At 47.8% G+C, this 17,364-nt stretch carries 8 protein-coding genes and 5 rRNA genes; 3 read left to right on the top strand and 10 right to left on the bottom strand.

What is annotated here, in order from left to right; all coding sequences use genetic code 11:
* Positions 1-14: 14 nt before the first annotated feature.
* Positions 15-353 carry an RCC1 domain-containing protein gene (locus L0M14_RS04275; RefSeq protein WP_235120994.1) on the bottom strand — a complete coding sequence of 113 codons (339 nt, stop codon included), beginning with the start codon at positions 351-353 and terminating at the stop codon, positions 15-17.
* Between the two features lie 518 nt (positions 354-871).
* Between L0M14_RS04275 and L0M14_RS04270 the strand changes: the two genes are divergently transcribed.
* Complete coding sequence (locus L0M14_RS04270; protein WP_235120993.1) at positions 872-1,999, top strand: sensor domain-containing diguanylate cyclase; 1,128 nt, start codon at positions 872-874, stop codon at positions 1,997-1,999.
* 61 nt (positions 2,000-2,060) lie between these two features.
* On the opposite strand, the gene L0M14_RS04265 is transcribed toward L0M14_RS04270, so the two are convergent.
* From L0M14_RS04265 to L0M14_RS04255, 3 genes are all read right to left on the bottom strand, one after another.
* Entirely contained in the window at positions 2,061-3,305 is a 1,245-nt protein-coding gene (locus tag L0M14_RS04265) for an aminopeptidase (RefSeq protein ID WP_235120992.1), read from the bottom strand.
* Between the two features lie 68 nt (positions 3,306-3,373).
* A complete protein-coding gene (locus L0M14_RS04260; RefSeq protein WP_235120991.1) occupies positions 3,374-3,886 on the bottom strand; it encodes an acyl-CoA thioesterase in 513 nt (170 codons plus the stop codon).
* Between the two features lie 105 nt (positions 3,887-3,991).
* On the bottom strand, positions 3,992-4,369 hold the full coding sequence (locus L0M14_RS04255) for an IDEAL domain-containing protein (RefSeq protein WP_235120990.1): 378 nt from the start codon (positions 4,367-4,369) through the stop codon (positions 3,992-3,994).
* 311 nt (positions 4,370-4,680) lie between these two features.
* Between L0M14_RS04255 and L0M14_RS04250 the strand changes: the two genes are divergently transcribed.
* Positions 4,681-4,956 carry a hypothetical protein gene (locus L0M14_RS04250; RefSeq protein WP_235120989.1) on the top strand — a complete coding sequence of 92 codons (276 nt, stop codon included), beginning with the start codon at positions 4,681-4,683 and terminating at the stop codon, positions 4,954-4,956.
* Positions 4,957-5,020: 64 nt separating this feature from the next.
* Here L0M14_RS04250 and L0M14_RS04245 read toward each other — a convergent pair whose 3' ends face one another.
* The gene (locus L0M14_RS04245) at positions 5,021-5,875 is read right to left on the bottom strand and encodes an AraC family transcriptional regulator (RefSeq protein WP_235120988.1); all 855 of its coding nucleotides are present in this window, start codon (positions 5,873-5,875) and stop codon (positions 5,021-5,023) included.
* Between the two features lie 141 nt (positions 5,876-6,016).
* On the opposite strand from L0M14_RS04245, the gene L0M14_RS04240 reads away from it, so the two are divergent.
* The gene (locus L0M14_RS04240; protein ID WP_235120987.1) at positions 6,017-7,753 is read left to right on the top strand and encodes a glycoside hydrolase family 2 protein; all 1,737 of its coding nucleotides are present in this window, start codon (positions 6,017-6,019) and stop codon (positions 7,751-7,753) included.
* A gap of 151 nt (positions 7,754-7,904) precedes the next feature.
* On the opposite strand, the gene rrf (L0M14_RS04235) is transcribed toward L0M14_RS04240, so the two are convergent.
* The 5 genes from rrf (L0M14_RS04235) to L0M14_RS04215 all read right to left on the bottom strand — a co-directional run bounded on the left by rrf (L0M14_RS04235) (position 7,905) and on the right by L0M14_RS04215 (position 17,063).
* Positions 7,905-8,021, bottom strand: a 5S ribosomal RNA gene (gene rrf / locus L0M14_RS04235).
* Between the two features lie 279 nt (positions 8,022-8,300).
* Positions 8,301-11,217: ribosomal RNA gene (locus L0M14_RS04230) — 23S ribosomal RNA — on the bottom strand.
* 361 nt (positions 11,218-11,578) lie between these two features.
* Positions 11,579-13,122 (bottom strand): 16S ribosomal RNA (locus L0M14_RS04225).
* A gap of 810 nt (positions 13,123-13,932) precedes the next feature.
* A 5S ribosomal RNA gene (rrf, locus tag L0M14_RS04220) occupies positions 13,933-14,049 on the bottom strand.
* A gap of 96 nt (positions 14,050-14,145) precedes the next feature.
* Positions 14,146-17,063, bottom strand: a 23S ribosomal RNA gene (locus tag L0M14_RS04215).
* Together the 16S, 23S and 5S rRNA genes form the textbook arrangement of a ribosomal RNA operon.
* Between the last annotated feature and the right edge of the window lie 301 nt (positions 17,064-17,364).

Here is a 17,364-nt window from a genome sequence, read left to right as displayed (position 1 = left end):
TTCTCGCCCCATGTTCAGACATATCCAGTTTGGCTTAGTGCCGCTGAATGCTCCTCCCCAGTGCCAATATCCACGATAGGCTCCAAAACCTCATTGCCATCGCCATCATAAAAATGGACGAGTGTTGGCGAAGGCGCGCCGTATTCTCCACCCAGACCTAATCGCTGTGAATCTCCCCATGACCATACACGATGCTGGTCGCTGAGGATGAGCGTCGTACCATCGCCCGAGCTTGAAGAAGCCACCACTTTCACTGGGTGCTCGATTCCATTCGCTTTGACACCGTTACTTTGGCTTACGCTGAAACCGATCAGAACCCATACAAATATAAATAATTGTAAACTTCTTTTCATACCATGCCCCCATGGAAAAATTAACTTCTTGCAAACTAGTATTCTTCCAAAAAATTATAGCATGTTACTTTGCAAATTTCTGTTGAAAAATACACATCAACCGACCAAACAAGCCTATAATCAGACTTTTTATGATAAAATACGACATAACTACTAAAAAGGGTTTGATTGCATTGCCTATCTTGCCAAGAACGTATATGGAAACAGATCATCATGCGCTTTTTACCCATTCGCATCATCAACAGCTGCTATTCCGTCTAAAAATCGTTGCAGTGCTCGTGCTGCTTTTCTTTCCTTATCTTCTCTACGCTGATCTAGTACAATTTAATTCTGTTGAAATAAGCAGCTTTAAAACCGGGCTTTACATCGGTCACGCTTTCAGCTTTCTTATGTCGGTCCTGTACTTAGTGATAGCATATAAATTTAAAAAAAGACTTAAAACTCCCGGTTCGCGCTTACCAGTCGGGATTATCCATACTTATGCTGCCTTATATATCGGTGTAGGCGTTCTCGGGTCTGTGAACAGTCAGAGCCTAACGGGTAATATTGATACCTACGTGATTATTTTAATCGGTGTTGCCATCGTCCTTCCCATCCAACCAAGTCGATTCCTGCCTATCGTGGTCTGCAATCATGTCATTTTTCTTATATTACTCACAATGGTCAGCCCAGACCGTTATTCGCTCGTGTCCAAACAAATCAATACGACAGCAACTGCGTTTATCGCATTTTTCATTGCTTTCTTTTTTTACCGCTTCAGTAAGAAAGACTTCATTTCAAATAGAAAGCTCCAAGCCAGTGAGGAGCATTTTCGCAAGCTGTTTGCGGTGAACCCTTTTCCGCTGGTTCTGACGCGTCTGAAAGATGACCGGATTTTACAGATCAATGATAAAGCGTACGATTTCTATGAACTTGGAAAAGGTTCCCCCGTGATTCGCAGCGAAGCTGTATCCTACTGTCATGAGAATAAAGAGCAGATTATTGCTGAACTACAAACAAATGGATCCATCCATAATCGAAACATCGAGCTCCGCCTCTCAGCTGTAAAAGCCAAATGGGCGATGGTCAATTTTGAGTTATTAGAATATGATAATGATTTGCTGTTATTAACCGCGGTGACGGACATTACAGAATTGAAAAAATTAGAGAGCAAGCTGCAGGTGCATGCTTCGGTAGATCCTTTGACCGGTGTAATCAACCGCAGACGAGGCATGGAGCTACTCCAATCACAGCTGGTTAAAGCAAGGGATAAGTACATCCGATTTACATTATGCTTCATTGATATCAACAACCTGAAAAAGGTAAATGATCAATTCGGGCATGCAGAGGGCGATGATATGATCAAACGAACCTGCCATGTCATTAGCTCCCGATTGAACGGCGGCGATTATATCTTCCGCTATGGCGGAGACGAATTTATCGTCATTCTGCATCAAACAGAGACAGACAGCCACATTTTCATGGATCATGTGAGGCAAGAGCTAGGAAGGATCAATAACACCCGCATAAAGCCATATAAATTAGCCGTTAGTTATGGGTTATACTCGTTTCACTCAGGCATAAACATTACTTCTGAAGAGCTAATCGAACTGGCTGACAAGGAAATGTACAAAGATAAACAGCGTCATCGTATACTTAGCCGTTAACAAACAAAGGCTGTCGCAGTGTACTAGAGTTGATCTAGAACTGCGGCAGCCTTTGCCTCCATCATCGTAATGCTTCAATTGCCCAATTGCCCTTGCGAAAAATAGGTTCTACTTCACCATTGTAGAGCTCTCCATCGATATCTAGCTCAGCGCTTCCGATCATAAAATCGACATGGGTCAAGCTCGTGTTGCCGCCTTTCTCCAGCAGCTCATCCCGGCTCAGCTTCGTTCCGTTTTTCAGATTGACCGGATAAGAACTGCCTATCGCCATGTGGCAGGAGGCATTCTCATCAATCCCGATATTGTAGAAAATCCTTCGGGCATTGGAAATCGGGGAATCATGCGGTACAAGTGCGATTTCACCCAAATACCGGCTTCCCTCATCGCTTTCCAGCAGTGCTGCCAGATGATCCGCACCTACCTCCGCAGAATAATCGACAATCCTACCCTCCCTGAAAGTAAACGAAAACCGATCAACCAGCAATCCATTAATATTAAGGGGCATGGTACTGGTTACCTTACCATTGACTCCCGTTCTATGAGGCATGGTGAAGACCTCTTCCGTCGGCATATTGGCTACAAATCTGTTCCCTCTCGCATTTGATTCATCTCCGCCCAACCAAACATGCTCCTCCGGCAGCTCCACCGTTACATCCGTTCCTGGGGCTTTATAATGAAGCCTCTTATATTTCTTTTCATTCAAAATCTGCTGTACCTGCTTCAAGCGCCCAATATGCTGCTTCCACGCAGTGACAGGATCCTCTTCATGGATACGGTTAAATTGAAAAATCGAGTCCCACATCGCAGCTACACGCTTTTCTTCGGGAAGGTCGGCAAATACGGTATTTGCCCAAGCCTGTGTCGGCGCTTTTATCAAACACCAGCTAAAGCTGTGGGTTCTCGCGTATTGCTGGTACTTCTTCCTCGCTATAGCCATTGCTTTGTTCGCTCTGGATACTTTCTCCGCAGGTATACCGCGGTACAATTCCGGATCAGGTACTTTAATGTGGATCAGCGCTCCGCCGTTCTCAACAAACCTCTCCAACATTAGCGCGTACCACTCCGGATAGTAATCAAATGACTCGTCCTGAGCGCACTCAAATCTGCTGCGGGTGATCCATTCGTCGATCCACTGCACTTGCACGAATTTAGCACCTGCTTCATACGCCTTTTTTACAATGAGACGAGCAAACGATATATTCTCAAGAGGAGCTTCCACGATCAAATCCTGGCCTGGCTGCAAATTAACGCCTACTTTAACCACTAACTTGGCGTACTTTTCTAACTGTTCATCAAAGGAATTCATCATCATCACACCTTAAGCTTGAATCCCTCCATTATAGCATTTCCCCCTACTTGATCAAAATCGAAAGCCTATTCCCACGGGTACTTGGTTAGCAAAAAATCTGCAAACTTTTTACTTGCTTCTCTCCTGGTTCGTCTCATCTCCGAGCGATGGCTTGCCGTTTCATACAGCTTCTTCTCTTCTTCCGTTTCCGGAATAACCCGGGGTACAGGAACAGGCATATTCGTTTCATCGAGACCTACAAAAGTCAAAAATGAAGTTGCGGCGATATCTCTTTTACCCGTACGCAAATTCTCTGTAATAACTTTGACGAAGACCTCCATCGATGTTTTTCCCGTCCAAGTGACAAAAGACTCAAGCGAGACACTGTCCGTTGGACGGATAGGACGCAAAAAATCCACCGAATCCGTAGAAGCGGTTACAGCAGTCACCCTACAAAGCTTGGAGGCAGATATAGATGCTATGTCATCGATTTGGGACATTAACTTTCCCCCGAACATCGTATTATGGTTATTGACATCAGGAGGAAAAACCCTTGATATTTTGATACATCTGGTTTCCTTGACGAATTTTTGTTCCATACTGAGCCCACTCTACTTTCTGTAAGAATAAGAACATTTTCCCCCAATTCTGTAGCATTATCCTTATTCATAACAAACAAAAAAACCGAGAAATGCTCCCGGTCTTCACTTCAAACCCGACAAACCAAATCGGTTGTTAGGTTTCATATTAAGGTTGGAAATATCGCTTTGACGAGCATTTGCAGATTTCTGAATGGACACTAGCTTCTCGGTCAATTCCATAAACCATGCTTCATCCCCGCTGAACAGAGCTACGTCAATTAATTGCTTAATAGGTTGTTCCGTATCAAAAGTATTCACCGGCATTTCACGAAGCATGTGTCTAGGTAATGCGATCCGTTTACCTACCACTTCTTCATGATCTGAGCCCATAACATAAACTTCAGCAATCCCTTGATATAGATCAACGGACTCCACATAACCGTAGATAAGCTCTCCCGCCTCTGTTCTACCTCTGACCCAATCACCAATTCCTACATTCATCGTGTAACACCACCTTATCATAATTGAGTTAAAACCCATTAACTGATATCACTATCATTACAGTTTAGTTAAAAATTAATAAACCATCCAACCGGTTTACTGTAATTATAGATATTACAGATGTATTTGTCAATCAGTTTCACTACACACCGTATGTTTTCTTCTTTTTTTAGCGCTTTACTATACACTTCCTCGTACCCCCCTCACAACTTATATGCCCATAACGATGCTGTGGATTAATATTTTTGTATGAAATTACATATGTATGAAATGTACGTATTCATCAATATCAGTCAGGAGAGTGATACAGCATGAAAGCTCTGAAAACAAAGCTAGCCTTATTACTTACTTGCTCAAGCTTGTTAGTTCCCAGTGTCGTTAGCGCCGCAACAACAGATGATACTGAAGCTCCGATGTACATTTACAAAGAAGGCTTTATTCAAACCAATGTACATGGTATCTATGTACCTGGACATTATATCAATATTGACGATGATACAAGGGTTGCTTTCCTGCCTGGCGGTATTGGTATTATCGCAGTCGATAAAGACACCGTTCTGCCTGAAGGCTCTAAATACTTGAATTAAACTAAAATGATGCGCTGCCGCTTCTTGAAGCGCGGTGCATCTCTTTTTTTAATCATACACACTCTCAGCTTCGACCCGCATCCTCCATGCCACATTTCCGATAATCAAGAGGCGACATCCCGCAGCTTTTTTTAAATGCTTTGCTAAAATGGTACACATCCGCATAACCACAAACCTTTGCAATATTCGAAACCGAGTCGTCCGTGTAACTGAGATAACGCATAGCGTGCTGCGTACGAATTCTTGTTAAGTATGCTTTGGGGCTGCAGCCGAAAGCCTCTGAGAAGCTTTTTCGAAGGTATGCCTCCGAAATCATAAACCGCTTCCCTAAATCCCCGACCTGTAAATTCGTATGGTAATATTGTTCGATATAATCCTTTACTTTTATCAAAGCTTCCCTTACATTTCCCTCCTCTCCACTTACCCGGCTTTCTTTAAGCGCGTCGCCATGGAAATCAGCTAGGAGCTCCAGCAAAAGTGCCTTAGCTTTTGTTTCTTTCGCTGCATTTCCTGGAACCCAACACATCTCAGCCTCTAAAAAAATCTTACCCAGCTCCTTCGTTTTATGACTACTAAAACGCTGAACAAAAGGAAGCTCAAGCTGATCTACTTGTAATACTTCCCAATTGCCATCAGCACTGATTTGATATTGAGCGCATTCAAATAGAAGCATAGTCATTCGTAAAGGGACATGCTCATCCGATTCCATGAACAGCTCCATACCGGGGTGCAAATACAATAAAGTACCGCTCTCTACACGAAAATCAGATGAATCTGTGCTAAAAATACCAACTCCGTCATGAATCCAATACAAAGTATGCCCAAACGTATTTTGCCGAATATCCTTCCATCCCGGAATCGGAGGCTTGGAAAGTGCCCAATGAATATGCGGTATCAATTGATCGCATGTATAGCTCACAGTTATTCCACCTAACTATCACCATCGTTTTTGATAAATAAATACATTGTTTCTTTCATTGTTAAACCTACTTTCGAATGATACACTCTTCCCATTATAAGCGATTTTTCCAAAAAAACTATACAAAAGGGATGGCTCCAAATGATACGTACTTTTGATGAACATGTATTGCGTTCTACACAACTGTTGAATAAGCTATGGGATTTCAAATTGGATCCTCTAGATCATGGAGTTCAGGAGCGTTGGTTCGAATCGTTCCCCTCCGAGTATGACCAGATGCCTGTACCCGCATGTTGGAATAACGAACTCGGCAAGTTTGAGTATGAAGGCGCTGCCTGGTATCGAACATATGTACGCTGCGAGAATAAAGAACACCTTCGACTGATCTTCCATGCTGTGCTTGGGTTTGCCGATGTGTACTGGGACGGCATCCTTTTAGGGAGGCATTTTGGCGGATATACACCGTTCGAATTCAAGCTTCTCGATCAAAATGCCGGACTTCATGAGTTAATCCTTCGTACCGACAGCACACTGGATCAAACGACTATACCCATCGATCCTGTTGATTGGTTTCACTACGGCGGTATAATCCGCCCAGTAGAGGTGCAGCGTTTAGAAGAGGTCCACATTGAGCGGCTGAATATGAAGTATGAAATGACGGGAGATCACAGTGCAGACATTCAATTTACGATTAAGCTGCGGTCATTTGCTGCAGATCCTGTTACAGTCCCTGTAAAGATTGAAGTTGACGGAGAGGCGATTCATGCCGAACAAGTTACACTTGACTCTCATGCAGTCAAAGAAATCGTCCTGACACAATCATGGACAGATGTTCGCCGCTGGCATATCGGTAAGCCGGAGCTGTATACGATTCGTGTCACAACAGGCAAAGATGACCTTATAGATCGAATCGGTTTCCGTACGATTGAAACCAAGCATAAACAAATTTGGCTTAATGGAGAAGCGCTATATCTGCAAGGCGTCAATCGTCACGAAGAGCACCCTGAATGGGGCTTTGCATTTCCAAACAAACTGATGACCAAGGATCTGGACATTATTCAAAATCTAGGATGCAACACTGTCCGCGGCTCCCATTACCCTCAGAGCAAATATTGGATCGATCTATTGGATGAGCGCGGCATCGTATTCTGGAGCGAGATTCCGATTTGGGGCGCACATATGCCTAAGGAAGTTACGGCTCAACCCATCTTTATCGAACGTGCGCTTACCATGATGGGGGAGATGGTCGACCGCGACATGCATCATCCATCCATTATATTCTGGTCCGTTCATAATGAGATCGACACGAAATCCCAAGAGGCTTACGATCTTTCCGTTCAAATGATTGATCTTGTGCGCAGCAAAGACCTCTCACGGCCTATTGCTTACGCTACCATGCACCCGCTTGAGGATATATGCCTTGGCCTTTTCGATGTCATTGGGATTAATAAATACTGCGGTTGGTATGAGGGAAGCGTAGATCAATTTAAGCCTCTCCTCATGAAGTTCCATGAACGCTGTAAGGAATACGGCGCTGAGCATACGCCTGTTCTGATGACTGAATTCGGAGGTGCCGGCATCTACGGCGACGAAGGTTGGGAGCCTCGACTATTCAGTGAGGATTATCAAGCTTTTGTTCTGGAGCAAGCGCTGCTCATTTTCAGAGACGATCCTGCCATTTCAGGTACTTATGTATGGCAATTTGCGGATGTTAGGGCTGACCTATCTAGCGCCAAAACCAACTTCCGCGACCGCGCACGGAGCTTTAACAACAAAGGGCTCGTGAATGAATACCGCAAACCCAAGCTCGCTTTCCGGGTCGTTCGCAGTATTTATCAAGGTGATACGGACCTTCTCGGTAACAAATTTAAACAATAAGAGTCTACTACCGAATAAAATACTATTAACACGGAGCGTCGCCTTGCTTACGGGCTTGACGCTTCTTTTATATTATCAGTGGTAATAAGATAACTGCAGATAAAGCAAAAAAAGTCCAATGAGGATTTCTCTTCAAAGGACTCTTTTGGTTGCTTGGCAACGTTCTACTCTCCCAGAACCCTTCGGTTCAAGTACCATTGACGCTGGAGGGCTTAACGGTCGTGTTCGAGATGGGAACGCGTGGATCCCCTCCGCCATCATCACCAAACGATTGTTTTGCGTTAGCATTAGCAAAACTATAGTGAGCATACTGACGATGCTTCTGCCAGGAAACATCCTATGCTCTTTTACTCAAGGTGGCTTGCACCCTGAAAACTAGATACGAAACTTACGTAAAGTGTGAGTTGTTTGCCCATTCGGTTTAAGATCATTCGATCTTGCCTTTCGGGGCCCCCCGCAAAGTAATCGGAATTCGCTTCGTCAGCTTCGCGTCACTTTGTGGGGACTTTGTTATGCTTCCGAAGCTAGCTTTCCTCCGGAAAGCTCTTAGGTTAAGCCCTCGACCGATTAGTATTCGTCAGCTCCATACATTGCTGCACTTCCACCTCGAACCTATCAACCTCGTCGTCTACAAGGGGTCTTACGAATTGGGAAATCTCATCTTGAGGTGGGCTTCACGCTTAGATGCTTTCAGCGCTTATCCCTTCCGTACATAGCTACCCAGCTATGCCTCTGGCGAGACAACTGGTACACCAGCGGTACGTCCATCCCGGTCCTCTCGTACTAAGGACAGCTCCTCTCAAATTTCCTACGCCCGCGACAGATAGGGACCGAACTGTCTCACGACGTTCTGAACCCAGCTCGCGTACCGCTTTAATGGGCGAACAGCCCAACCCTTGGGACCTACTTCAGCCCCAGGATGCGATGAGCCGACATCGAGGTGCCAAACCTCCCCGTCGATGTGGACTCTTGGGGGAGATAAGCCTGTTATCCCCAGGGTAGCTTTTATCCGTTGAGCGATGGCCCTTCCATTCGGTACCACCGGATCACTAAGCCCGACTTTCGTCCCTGCTCGACCTGTTTGTCTCGCAGTCAAGCTCCCTTATGCCTTTGCACTCTTCGAATGATTTCCAACCATTCTGAGGGAACCTTTAGACGCCTCCGTTACTTTTTAGGAGGCGACCGCCCCAGTCAAACTGCCCACCTGACACTGTCCCCATACCGGATTACGGTACCAGGTTAGAACTCCGATACGATCAGGGTGGTATCCCAACGGCGCCTCCACCCAAGCTGGCGCTCAGGCTTCAACGGCTCCCACCTATCCTGTACAGATCGTACCAAAGTCCAATATCAAGCTGCAGTAAAGCTCCATGGGGTCTTTCCGTCTTGTCGCGGGTAACCTGCATCTTCACAGGTATTAAAATTTCACCGGATCTCTCGTTGAGACAGCGCCCAAGTCGTTACGCCATTCGTGCGGGTCAGAATTTACCTGACAAGGAATTTCGCTACCTTAGGACCGTTATAGTTACGGCCGCCGTTTACTGGGGCTTCGGTTCACAGCTTCGGGATTACTCCCTAACCGCTCCCCTTAACCTTCCAGCACCGGGCAGGCGTCAGCCCGTATACTTCGCCTTGCGGCTTCGCACAGACCTGTGTTTTTGCTAAACAGTCGCTTGGGCCTTTTCACTGCGGCCCCCTCGGGCTATTCACCCTACCGAGGCACCCCTTCTCCCGAAGTTACGGGGTCATTTTGCCGAGTTCCTTAACGAGAGTTCTTCCGCGCGCCTTAGAATTCTCTTCTCGCCCACCTGTGTCGGTTTGCGGTACGGGCACCTTCGCCTGGCTAGAAGCTTTTCTTGGCAGTGTGAAATCATGACCTTCGGTACTATAAGTTTCCCTCCCCATCACAGCCCAGCTTATGCGGTGTGCGGATTTGCCTACACACCAGCCTCACTGCTTGGACGAGCATCCATCAGCTCGCGTCACTATCCTTCTGCGTCACTCCATCACTCATAACGGCTACGGTGGTACAGGAATATCAACCTGTTGTCCATCGACTACGCCTTTCGGCCTCGCCTTAGGTCCCGACTGACCCTGAGCGGACGAACCTTCCTCAGGAACCCTTAGGCTTTCGGCGGATCAGATTCTCACTGATCTTTTCGTTACTTATACCGGCATTCTCACTTGTATGCGCTCCACCTGTCCTTACGGTCAGACTTCAACGTACATACAACGCTCCCCTACCCATGCATTGCTGCAAGCCATAGCTTCGGTGGCGTGTTTAGCCCCGTTACATTTTCGGCGCAGAGTCACTCGACCAGTGAGCTATTACGCACTCTTTCAATGGTGGCTGCTTCTAAGCCAACATCCTGGTTGTCTGTGCAACTCCACATCCTTTCCCACTTAACACACCTTGGGGACCTTAGCTGATGGTCTGGGCTGTTTCCCTTTTGACAATGGATCTTAGCACTCACTGTCTGACTCCCGGATATGAGTTTGTGGCATTCAGAGTTTGACTGGACTTGGTAACCCTTGGCGGGCCCCGCACCCAATCAGTGCTTTACCTCCACAACTCTTGATTCCGAGGCTAGCCCTAAAGCTATTTCGGGGAGAACCAGCTATCTCCGAGTTCGATTGGAATTTCTCCGCTACCCCCACCTCATCCCCGAATTTTTCAACATTCGTGGGTTCGGGCCTCCAGTGAGTGTTACCTCACCTTCACCCTGGACAGGGGTAGATCACACGGTTTCGGGTCTACGTCCACGTACTAAATCGCCCTATTCAGACTCGCTTTCGCTGCGGCTCCGTCTCTTCGACTTAACCTCGCACGGGAACGTAACTCGCCGGTTCATTCTACAAAAGGCACGCCATCACCCATAAAGAGGGCTCTGACTTCTTGTAAGCACACGGTTTCAGGTTCTTTTTCACTCCGCTTCCGCGGTGCTTTTCACCTTTCCCTCACGGTACTGCTTCACTATCGGTCGCTAGGTAGTATTTAGCCTTGGCAGATGGTCCTGCCGGATTCCGACGGGGTTTCACGTGTCCCGCCGTACTCAGGATCCCTCTAGGCATACGTTTGTTTTTGGCTACGGGGCTTTTACCCTCTGTGCCGGACCTTTCCAGATCACTTCACCTAACAAACTTTTGCCACGTTGAGGTCCTACAACCCCAAGGAGCAAGCTCCTTGGTTTGGGCTAATCCGCGTTCGCTCGCCGCTACTGACGGAATCACATTTTGTTTTCTTTTCCTCCAGGTACTTAGATGTTTCAGTTCCCTGGGTATGCCTCTCATGCAGCTATGTATTCACTGCATAGTAACTGCGCATTACCACAGCTGGGTTCCCCCATTCGGACATCCCCGGATCAAAGCCTGCTTACGGCTCCCCGAGGCATTTCGTCGTTCGCCACGTCCTTCTTCGGCTCCTAGCGCCTAGGCATCCTCCGTGTGCTCTTTCTAGCTTAACCACTAGAAGATTACTTTCATTAACTGTTGTGACACAGTCAACGAAAAGGATTTCTAAGTTTCACACTTTACGTTTCGTTTTCGTTATCTAGTTTTCAAGGAACAAGCGATGTAACCATTACAAATGCGAAGCATTGTTGGTTATCATCCTAGTTGCAACTGTTACATGCGCAAAGCGATGTCAGTTGTCAACTTAGAAGAAAGGGTTTTGGGGCTCCCCGGAAAGTATTCGGAATCGGCTGCGAAGCTTATCTTCACTTTTTGGGGACCAAGATTGACCTTTCAAAACTGAACACGAGTGAAGAAGCTGTTTTGTGCTCTATGAGCACTTGACTGGTTCGTTGCAGAACCGAGTCTCCATAGAAAGGAGGTGATCCAGCCGCACCTTCCGATACGGCTACCTTGTTACGACTTCACCCCAATCATCTACCCCACCTTCGGCGGCTGGCCCCTTGCGGTTACCTCACCGACTTCGGGTGTTGTAAACTCTCGTGGTGTGACGGGCGGTGTGTACAAGACCCGGGAACGTATTCACCGCGGCATGCTGATCCGCGATTACTAGCAATTCCGACTTCATGCAGGCGAGTTGCAGCCTGCAATCCGAACTGAGATCGCCTTTTTAGGATTGGCTCCAGATCGCTCCTTCGCTTCCCGTTGTAACGACCATTGTAGTACGTGTGTAGCCCAGGTCATAAGGGGCATGATGATTTGACGTCATCCCCACCTTCCTCCGGTTTGTCACCGGCAGTCATCTTAGAGTGCCCACCCGAAGTGCTGGCAACTAAGATCAAGGGTTGCGCTCGTTGCGGGACTTAACCCAACATCTCACGACACGAGCTGACGACAACCATGCACCACCTGTCTCCTCTGCCCCGAAAGGAAGCCCTATCTCTAGAGCGGTCAGAGGGATGTCAAGACCTGGTAAGGTTCTTCGCGTTGCTTCGAATTAAACCACATACTCCACTGCTTGTGCGGGTCCCCGTCAATTCCTTTGAGTTTCACTCTTGCGAGCGTACTCCCCAGGCGGAGTGCTTATTGTGTTTACTTCGGCACCAAGGGCATCGAAACCCCTAACACCTAGCACTCATCGTTTACGGCGTGGACTACCAGGGTATCTAATCCTGTTTGCTCCCCACGCTTTCGCGCCTCAGCGTCAGTTATAGGCCAGAAAGTCGCCTTCGCCACTGGTGTTCCTCCACATCTCTACGCATTTCACCGCTACACGTGGAATTCCACTTTCCTCTCCTACACTCAAGCCATCCAGTTTTCGATGCGAACCGGGGTTGAGCCCCGGGCTTAAACACCAAACTTAAATAGCCGCCTGCGCGCGCTTTACGCCCAATAATTCCGGACAACGCTTGCCCCCTACGTATTACCGCGGCTGCTGGCACGTAGTTAGCCGGGGCTTTCTTCTCCTATACCGTCACACACCAGGCAGTTACTCCTGATGCTGTTCGTCTAGGGCAACAGAGCTTTACGATCCGAAAACCTTCATCACTCACGCGGCGTTGCTCCGTCAGACTTTCGTCCATTGCGGAAGATTCCCTACTGCTGCCTCCCGTAGGAGTCTGGGCCGTGTCTCAGTCCCAGTGTGGCCGTTCACCCTCTCAGGTCGGCTACGCATCGTCGCCTTGGTGAGCCGTTACCTCACCAACTAGCTAATGCGCCGCAGGCCCATCTGTAAGCCACAGCTTGCGCCGTGTTTCATGATTTCTCCATGCAGAGAAACCAGCTATCCGGTCTTAGCTATCGTTTCCGATAGTTATCCCGGTCTTACAGGCAGGTTGCCTACGTGTTACTCACCCGTCCGCCGCTAGCTTGTCCCCGAAGGGACAAGCCCGCTCGACTTGCATGTATTAGGCACGCCGCCAGCGTTCGTCCTGAGCCAGGATCAAACTCTCCAATAAGGTAAACCTATTGTTAAGCTGAATAGCTCAATGTTAAAGCTGACGAGATTTTGCAATCTCTTTGTTTAGAGTCGTTTACACGACTTGCTTTCTTCACTCGTTGTTCAGTTTTCAAAGAACAATTTCTTTCGTTCACTGCCGCGTTACCGAAGCAGCGAGAAGTAATATACCATGTGTGAATTTCAATTGCAAGTACTTTTTAAAATTTCTTTTTTCGATCCATGCATGAAGATACTCAACGTGCTTAGAACGTTTCATCATTGTTTTGCGCTTGCTTGTCCCAGGTTGTCTGGAACAGGATTCATAATATACCACGTTCATTACTAAAACACAACCATTAAATTTTCTTATAATACTACACTCTTTCTACGACTGCTCCTCAATGCTAACTAAATATGCTTCACGATATGCGGATGAATCGATATCCTCATAATTCTTAAAAGATATTCTCGCCGCTGCTGTCGGACACTTGTATAACTCAACGCCTTCAAATATGTTGTCTTTTCGGCATTTATGGTAACTTGAGTACGGATTCCCCTTCTGTTCAATGAAGGTCACCAAGCTCTTATTCTGGTAGCAAGCACTTCTTCACCGGTAAAGGCAATTTTTTCCCATTATGATGCGTGTGTTTTAAGGAGATCTGATTCACTTGTAAACTATTTCAAAAAATAAAGGTAAGTTGATATCATCAGTACAGAAGTGGAGTGTTGCTTTATTTACGGACTTTGCGAACTTCTTTAGCTTTCGACTCCATTCAAATAGTTGCAACAAAAAAACCCTTGAAGATTTCTCTTCAAAGGACTCAATTTTGCTTGGCAACGTTCTACTCTCCCAAAACCCTTCGGTTCAAGTACCATTGACGCTGGAGGGCTTAACGGTCGTGTTCGAGATGGGAACGCGTGGATCCCCTCCGCCATCATCACCAAACATTCAAGGTTTATTCCTTGAAAACTAGATACGAAACTTACGTAAAGTGTGAGTATTTCTTAATGCTTCGAAGCTAGCTTTCCTCCGGAAAGCTCTTAGGTTAAGCCCTCGACCGATTAGTATTCGTCAGCTCCATACATTGCTGCACTTCCACCTCGAACCTATCAACCTCGTCGTCTACAAGGGGTCTTACGAATTGGGAAATCTCATCTTGAGGTGGGCTTCACGCTTAGATGCTTTCAGCGCTTATCCCTTCCGTACATAGCTACCCAGCTATGCCTCTGGCGAGACAACTGGTACACCAGCGGTACGTCCATCCCGGTCCTCTCGTACTAAGGACAGCTCCTCTCAAATTTCCTACGCCCACGACAGATAGGGACCGAACTGTCTCACGACGTTCTGAACCCAGCTCGCGTACCGCTTTAATGGGCGAACAGCCCAACCCTTGGGACCTACTTCAGCCCCAGGATGCGATGAGCCGACATCGAGGTGCCAAACCTCCCCGTCGATGTGGACTCTTGGGGGAGATAAGCCTGTTATCCCCAGGGTAGCTTTTATCCGTTGAGCGATGGCCCTTCCATTCGGTACCACCGGATCACTAAGCCCGACTTTCGTCCCTGCTCGACCTGTTTGTCTCGCAGTCAAGCTCCCTTATGCCTTTGCACTCTTCGAATGATTTCCAACCATTCTGAGGGAACCTTTAGACGCCTCCGTTACTTTTTAGGAGGCGACCGCCCCAGTCAAACTGCCCACCTGACACTGTCCCCATACCGGTTCACGGTACCAGGTTAGAACTCCGATACGATCAGGGTGGTATCCCAACGGCGCCTCCACCCAAGCTGGCGCTCAGGTTTCAACGGCTCCCACCTATCCTGTACAGATCGTACCAAAGTCCAATATCAAGCTGCAGTAAAGCTCCATGGGGTCTTTCCGTCTTGTCGCGGGTAACCTGCATCTTCACAGGTATTAAAATTTCACCGGATCTCTCGTTGAGACAGCGCCCAAGTCGTTACGCCATTCGTGCGGGTCAGAATTTACCTGACAAGGAATTTCGCTACCTTAGGACCGTTATAGTTACGGCCGCCGTTTACTGGGGCTTCGGTTCACAGCTTCGGGATTACTCCCTCAACCGCTCCCCTTAACCTTCCAGCACCGGGCAGGCGTCAGCCCGTATACTTCGCCTTGCGGCTTCGCACAGACCTGTGTTTTTGCTAAACAGTCGCTTGGGCCTTTTCACTGCGGCCCCCTCGGGCTATTCACCCTACCGAGGCACCCCTTCTCCCGAAGTTACGGGGTCATTTTGCCGAGTTCCTTAACGAGAGTTCTTCCGCGCGCCTTAGAATTCTCTTCTCGCCCACCTGTGTCGGTTTGCGGTACGGGCACCTTCGCCTGGCTAGAAGCTTTTCTTGGCAGTGTGAAATCATGACCTTCGGTACTATAAGTTTCCCTCCCCATCACAGCCCAGCCTTATGGTGTGCGGATTTGCCTACACACCAGCCTCACTGCTTGGACGAGCATCCATCAGCTCGCGTCACTATCCTTCTGCGTCACTCCATCGCTCATAACGGCTACGGTGGTACAGGAATATCAACCTGTTGTCCATCGACTACGCCTTTCGGCCTCGCCTTAGGTCCCGACTGACCCTGAGCGGACGAACCTTCCTCAGGAACCCTTAGGCTTTCGGCGGATCAGATTCTCACTGATCTTTTCGTTACTTATACCGGCATTCTCACTTGAATGCAGTCCACCAGTCCTTCCGGTCTGACTTCTACCCGCATTCAACGCTCCCCTACCCATGCATTACTGCAAGCCATAGCTTCGGTGGCGTGTTTAGCCCCGTTACATTTTCGGCGCAGAGTCACTCGACCAGTGAGCTATTACGCACTCTTTCAATGGTGGCTGCTTCTAAGCCAACATCCTGGTTGTCTGTGCAACTCCACATCCTTTCCCACTTAACACACACTTGGGGACCTTAGCTGATGGTCTGGGCTGTTTCCCTTTTGACAATGGATCTTAGCACTCACTGTCTGACTCCCGGATATGAGTTTATGGCATTCAGAGTTTGACTGGACTTGGTAACCCTTGGCGGGCCCCGCACCCAATCAGTGCTTTACCTCCACAACTCTTTACTCCGAGGCTAGCCCTAAAGCTATTTCGGGGAGAACCAGCTATCTCCGAGTTCGATTGGAATTTCTCCGCTACCCCCACCTCATCCCCGAATTTTTCAACATTCGTGGGTTCGGGCCTCCAGTGAGTGTTACCTCACCTTCACCCTGGACAGGGGTAGATCACACGGTTTCGGGTCTACGTCCACGTACTAAATCGCCCTATTCAGACTCGCTTTCGCTGCGGCTCCGTCTCTTCGACTTAACCTCGCACGGGAACGTAACTCGCCGGTTCATTCTACAAAAGGCACGCCATCACCCATAAAGAGGGCTCTGACTTCTTGTAAGCACACGGTTTCAGGTTCTTTTTCACTCCGCTTCCGCGGTGCTTTTCACCTTTCCCTCACGGTACTGCTTCACTATCGGTCGCTAGGTAGTATTTAGCCTTGGCAGATGGTCCTGCCGGATTCCGACGGGGTTTCACGTGTCCCGCCGTACTCAGGATCCCTCTAGGCATACGTTTGTTTTTGGCTACGGGGCTTTTACCCTCTTTGCCGGACCTTTCCAGATCACTTCGCCTAACAAACCTTTGCCACGTTGAGGTCCTACAACCCCAAGGAGCAAGCTCCTTGGTTTGGGCTAATCCGCGTTCGCTCGCCGCTACTGACGGAATCACATTTTGTTTTCTTTTCCTCCAGGTACTTAGATGTTTCAGTTCCCTGGGTATGCCTCTCATGCAGCTATGTATTCACTGCATAGTAACTGCGCATTACCACAGTTGGGTTCCCCCATTCGGACATCCCCGGATCAAAGCCTGCTTACGGCTCCCCGAGGCATTTCGTCGTTCGCCACGTCCTTCTTCGGCTCCTAGCGCCTAGGCATCCTCCGTGTGCTCTTTCTAGCTTAACCTTAGATTATTGCGCAGCAATAATTGCTACGTAAGAATCAGCTTTGCTAAAAATAACTTTCTTCATCTGTTTGACCAGATGTCGAAAAGGATTTCTAAGTTTCACGCTTTACGTTTCGTTTTCGTTATCTAGTTTTCAAGGAACAAGCGATGTAACCATTACAAATGCGAAGCATTGTTGGTTATCATCAACGTTGCAACTGTTAGATTCGCAAAGCGATGTCAGTTGTCAACTTAGAAGAAAGGGTTTTGGGGCTCCCCGGAAAGTATTCGGAATCGGCTGCGAAGCTTATCTTCACTTTT

The organism is Paenibacillus hexagrammi, from assembly GCF_021513275.1.
Classification (GTDB): domain Bacteria; phylum Bacillota; class Bacilli; order Paenibacillales; family NBRC-103111; genus Paenibacillus_E; species Paenibacillus_E hexagrammi.
This window is presented reverse-complemented; position numbering and strand designations above follow the sequence as displayed.

Coding starts and splice junctions, on each gene's coding strand:
- L0M14_RS04260 (WP_235120991.1), bottom strand. CDS start 3,886: ATGGAACAAAAATTCGTCAAGGAAACCAGATGTATCAAAATATCAAGG.
- L0M14_RS04250 (WP_235120989.1), top strand. CDS start 4,681: ATGAAAGCTCTGAAAACAAAGCTAGCCTTATTACTTACTTGCTCAAGC.
- L0M14_RS04255 (WP_235120990.1), bottom strand. CDS start 4,369: ATGAATGTAGGAATTGGTGATTGGGTCAGAGGTAGAACAGAGGCGGGA.
- L0M14_RS04240 (WP_235120987.1), top strand. CDS start 6,017: ATGATACGTACTTTTGATGAACATGTATTGCGTTCTACACAACTGTTG.
- L0M14_RS04275 (WP_235120994.1), bottom strand. CDS start 353: ATGAAAAGAAGTTTACAATTATTTATATTTGTATGGGTTCTGATCGGT.
- L0M14_RS04265 (WP_235120992.1), bottom strand. CDS start 3,305: ATGAATTCCTTTGATGAACAGTTAGAAAAGTACGCCAAGTTAGTGGTT.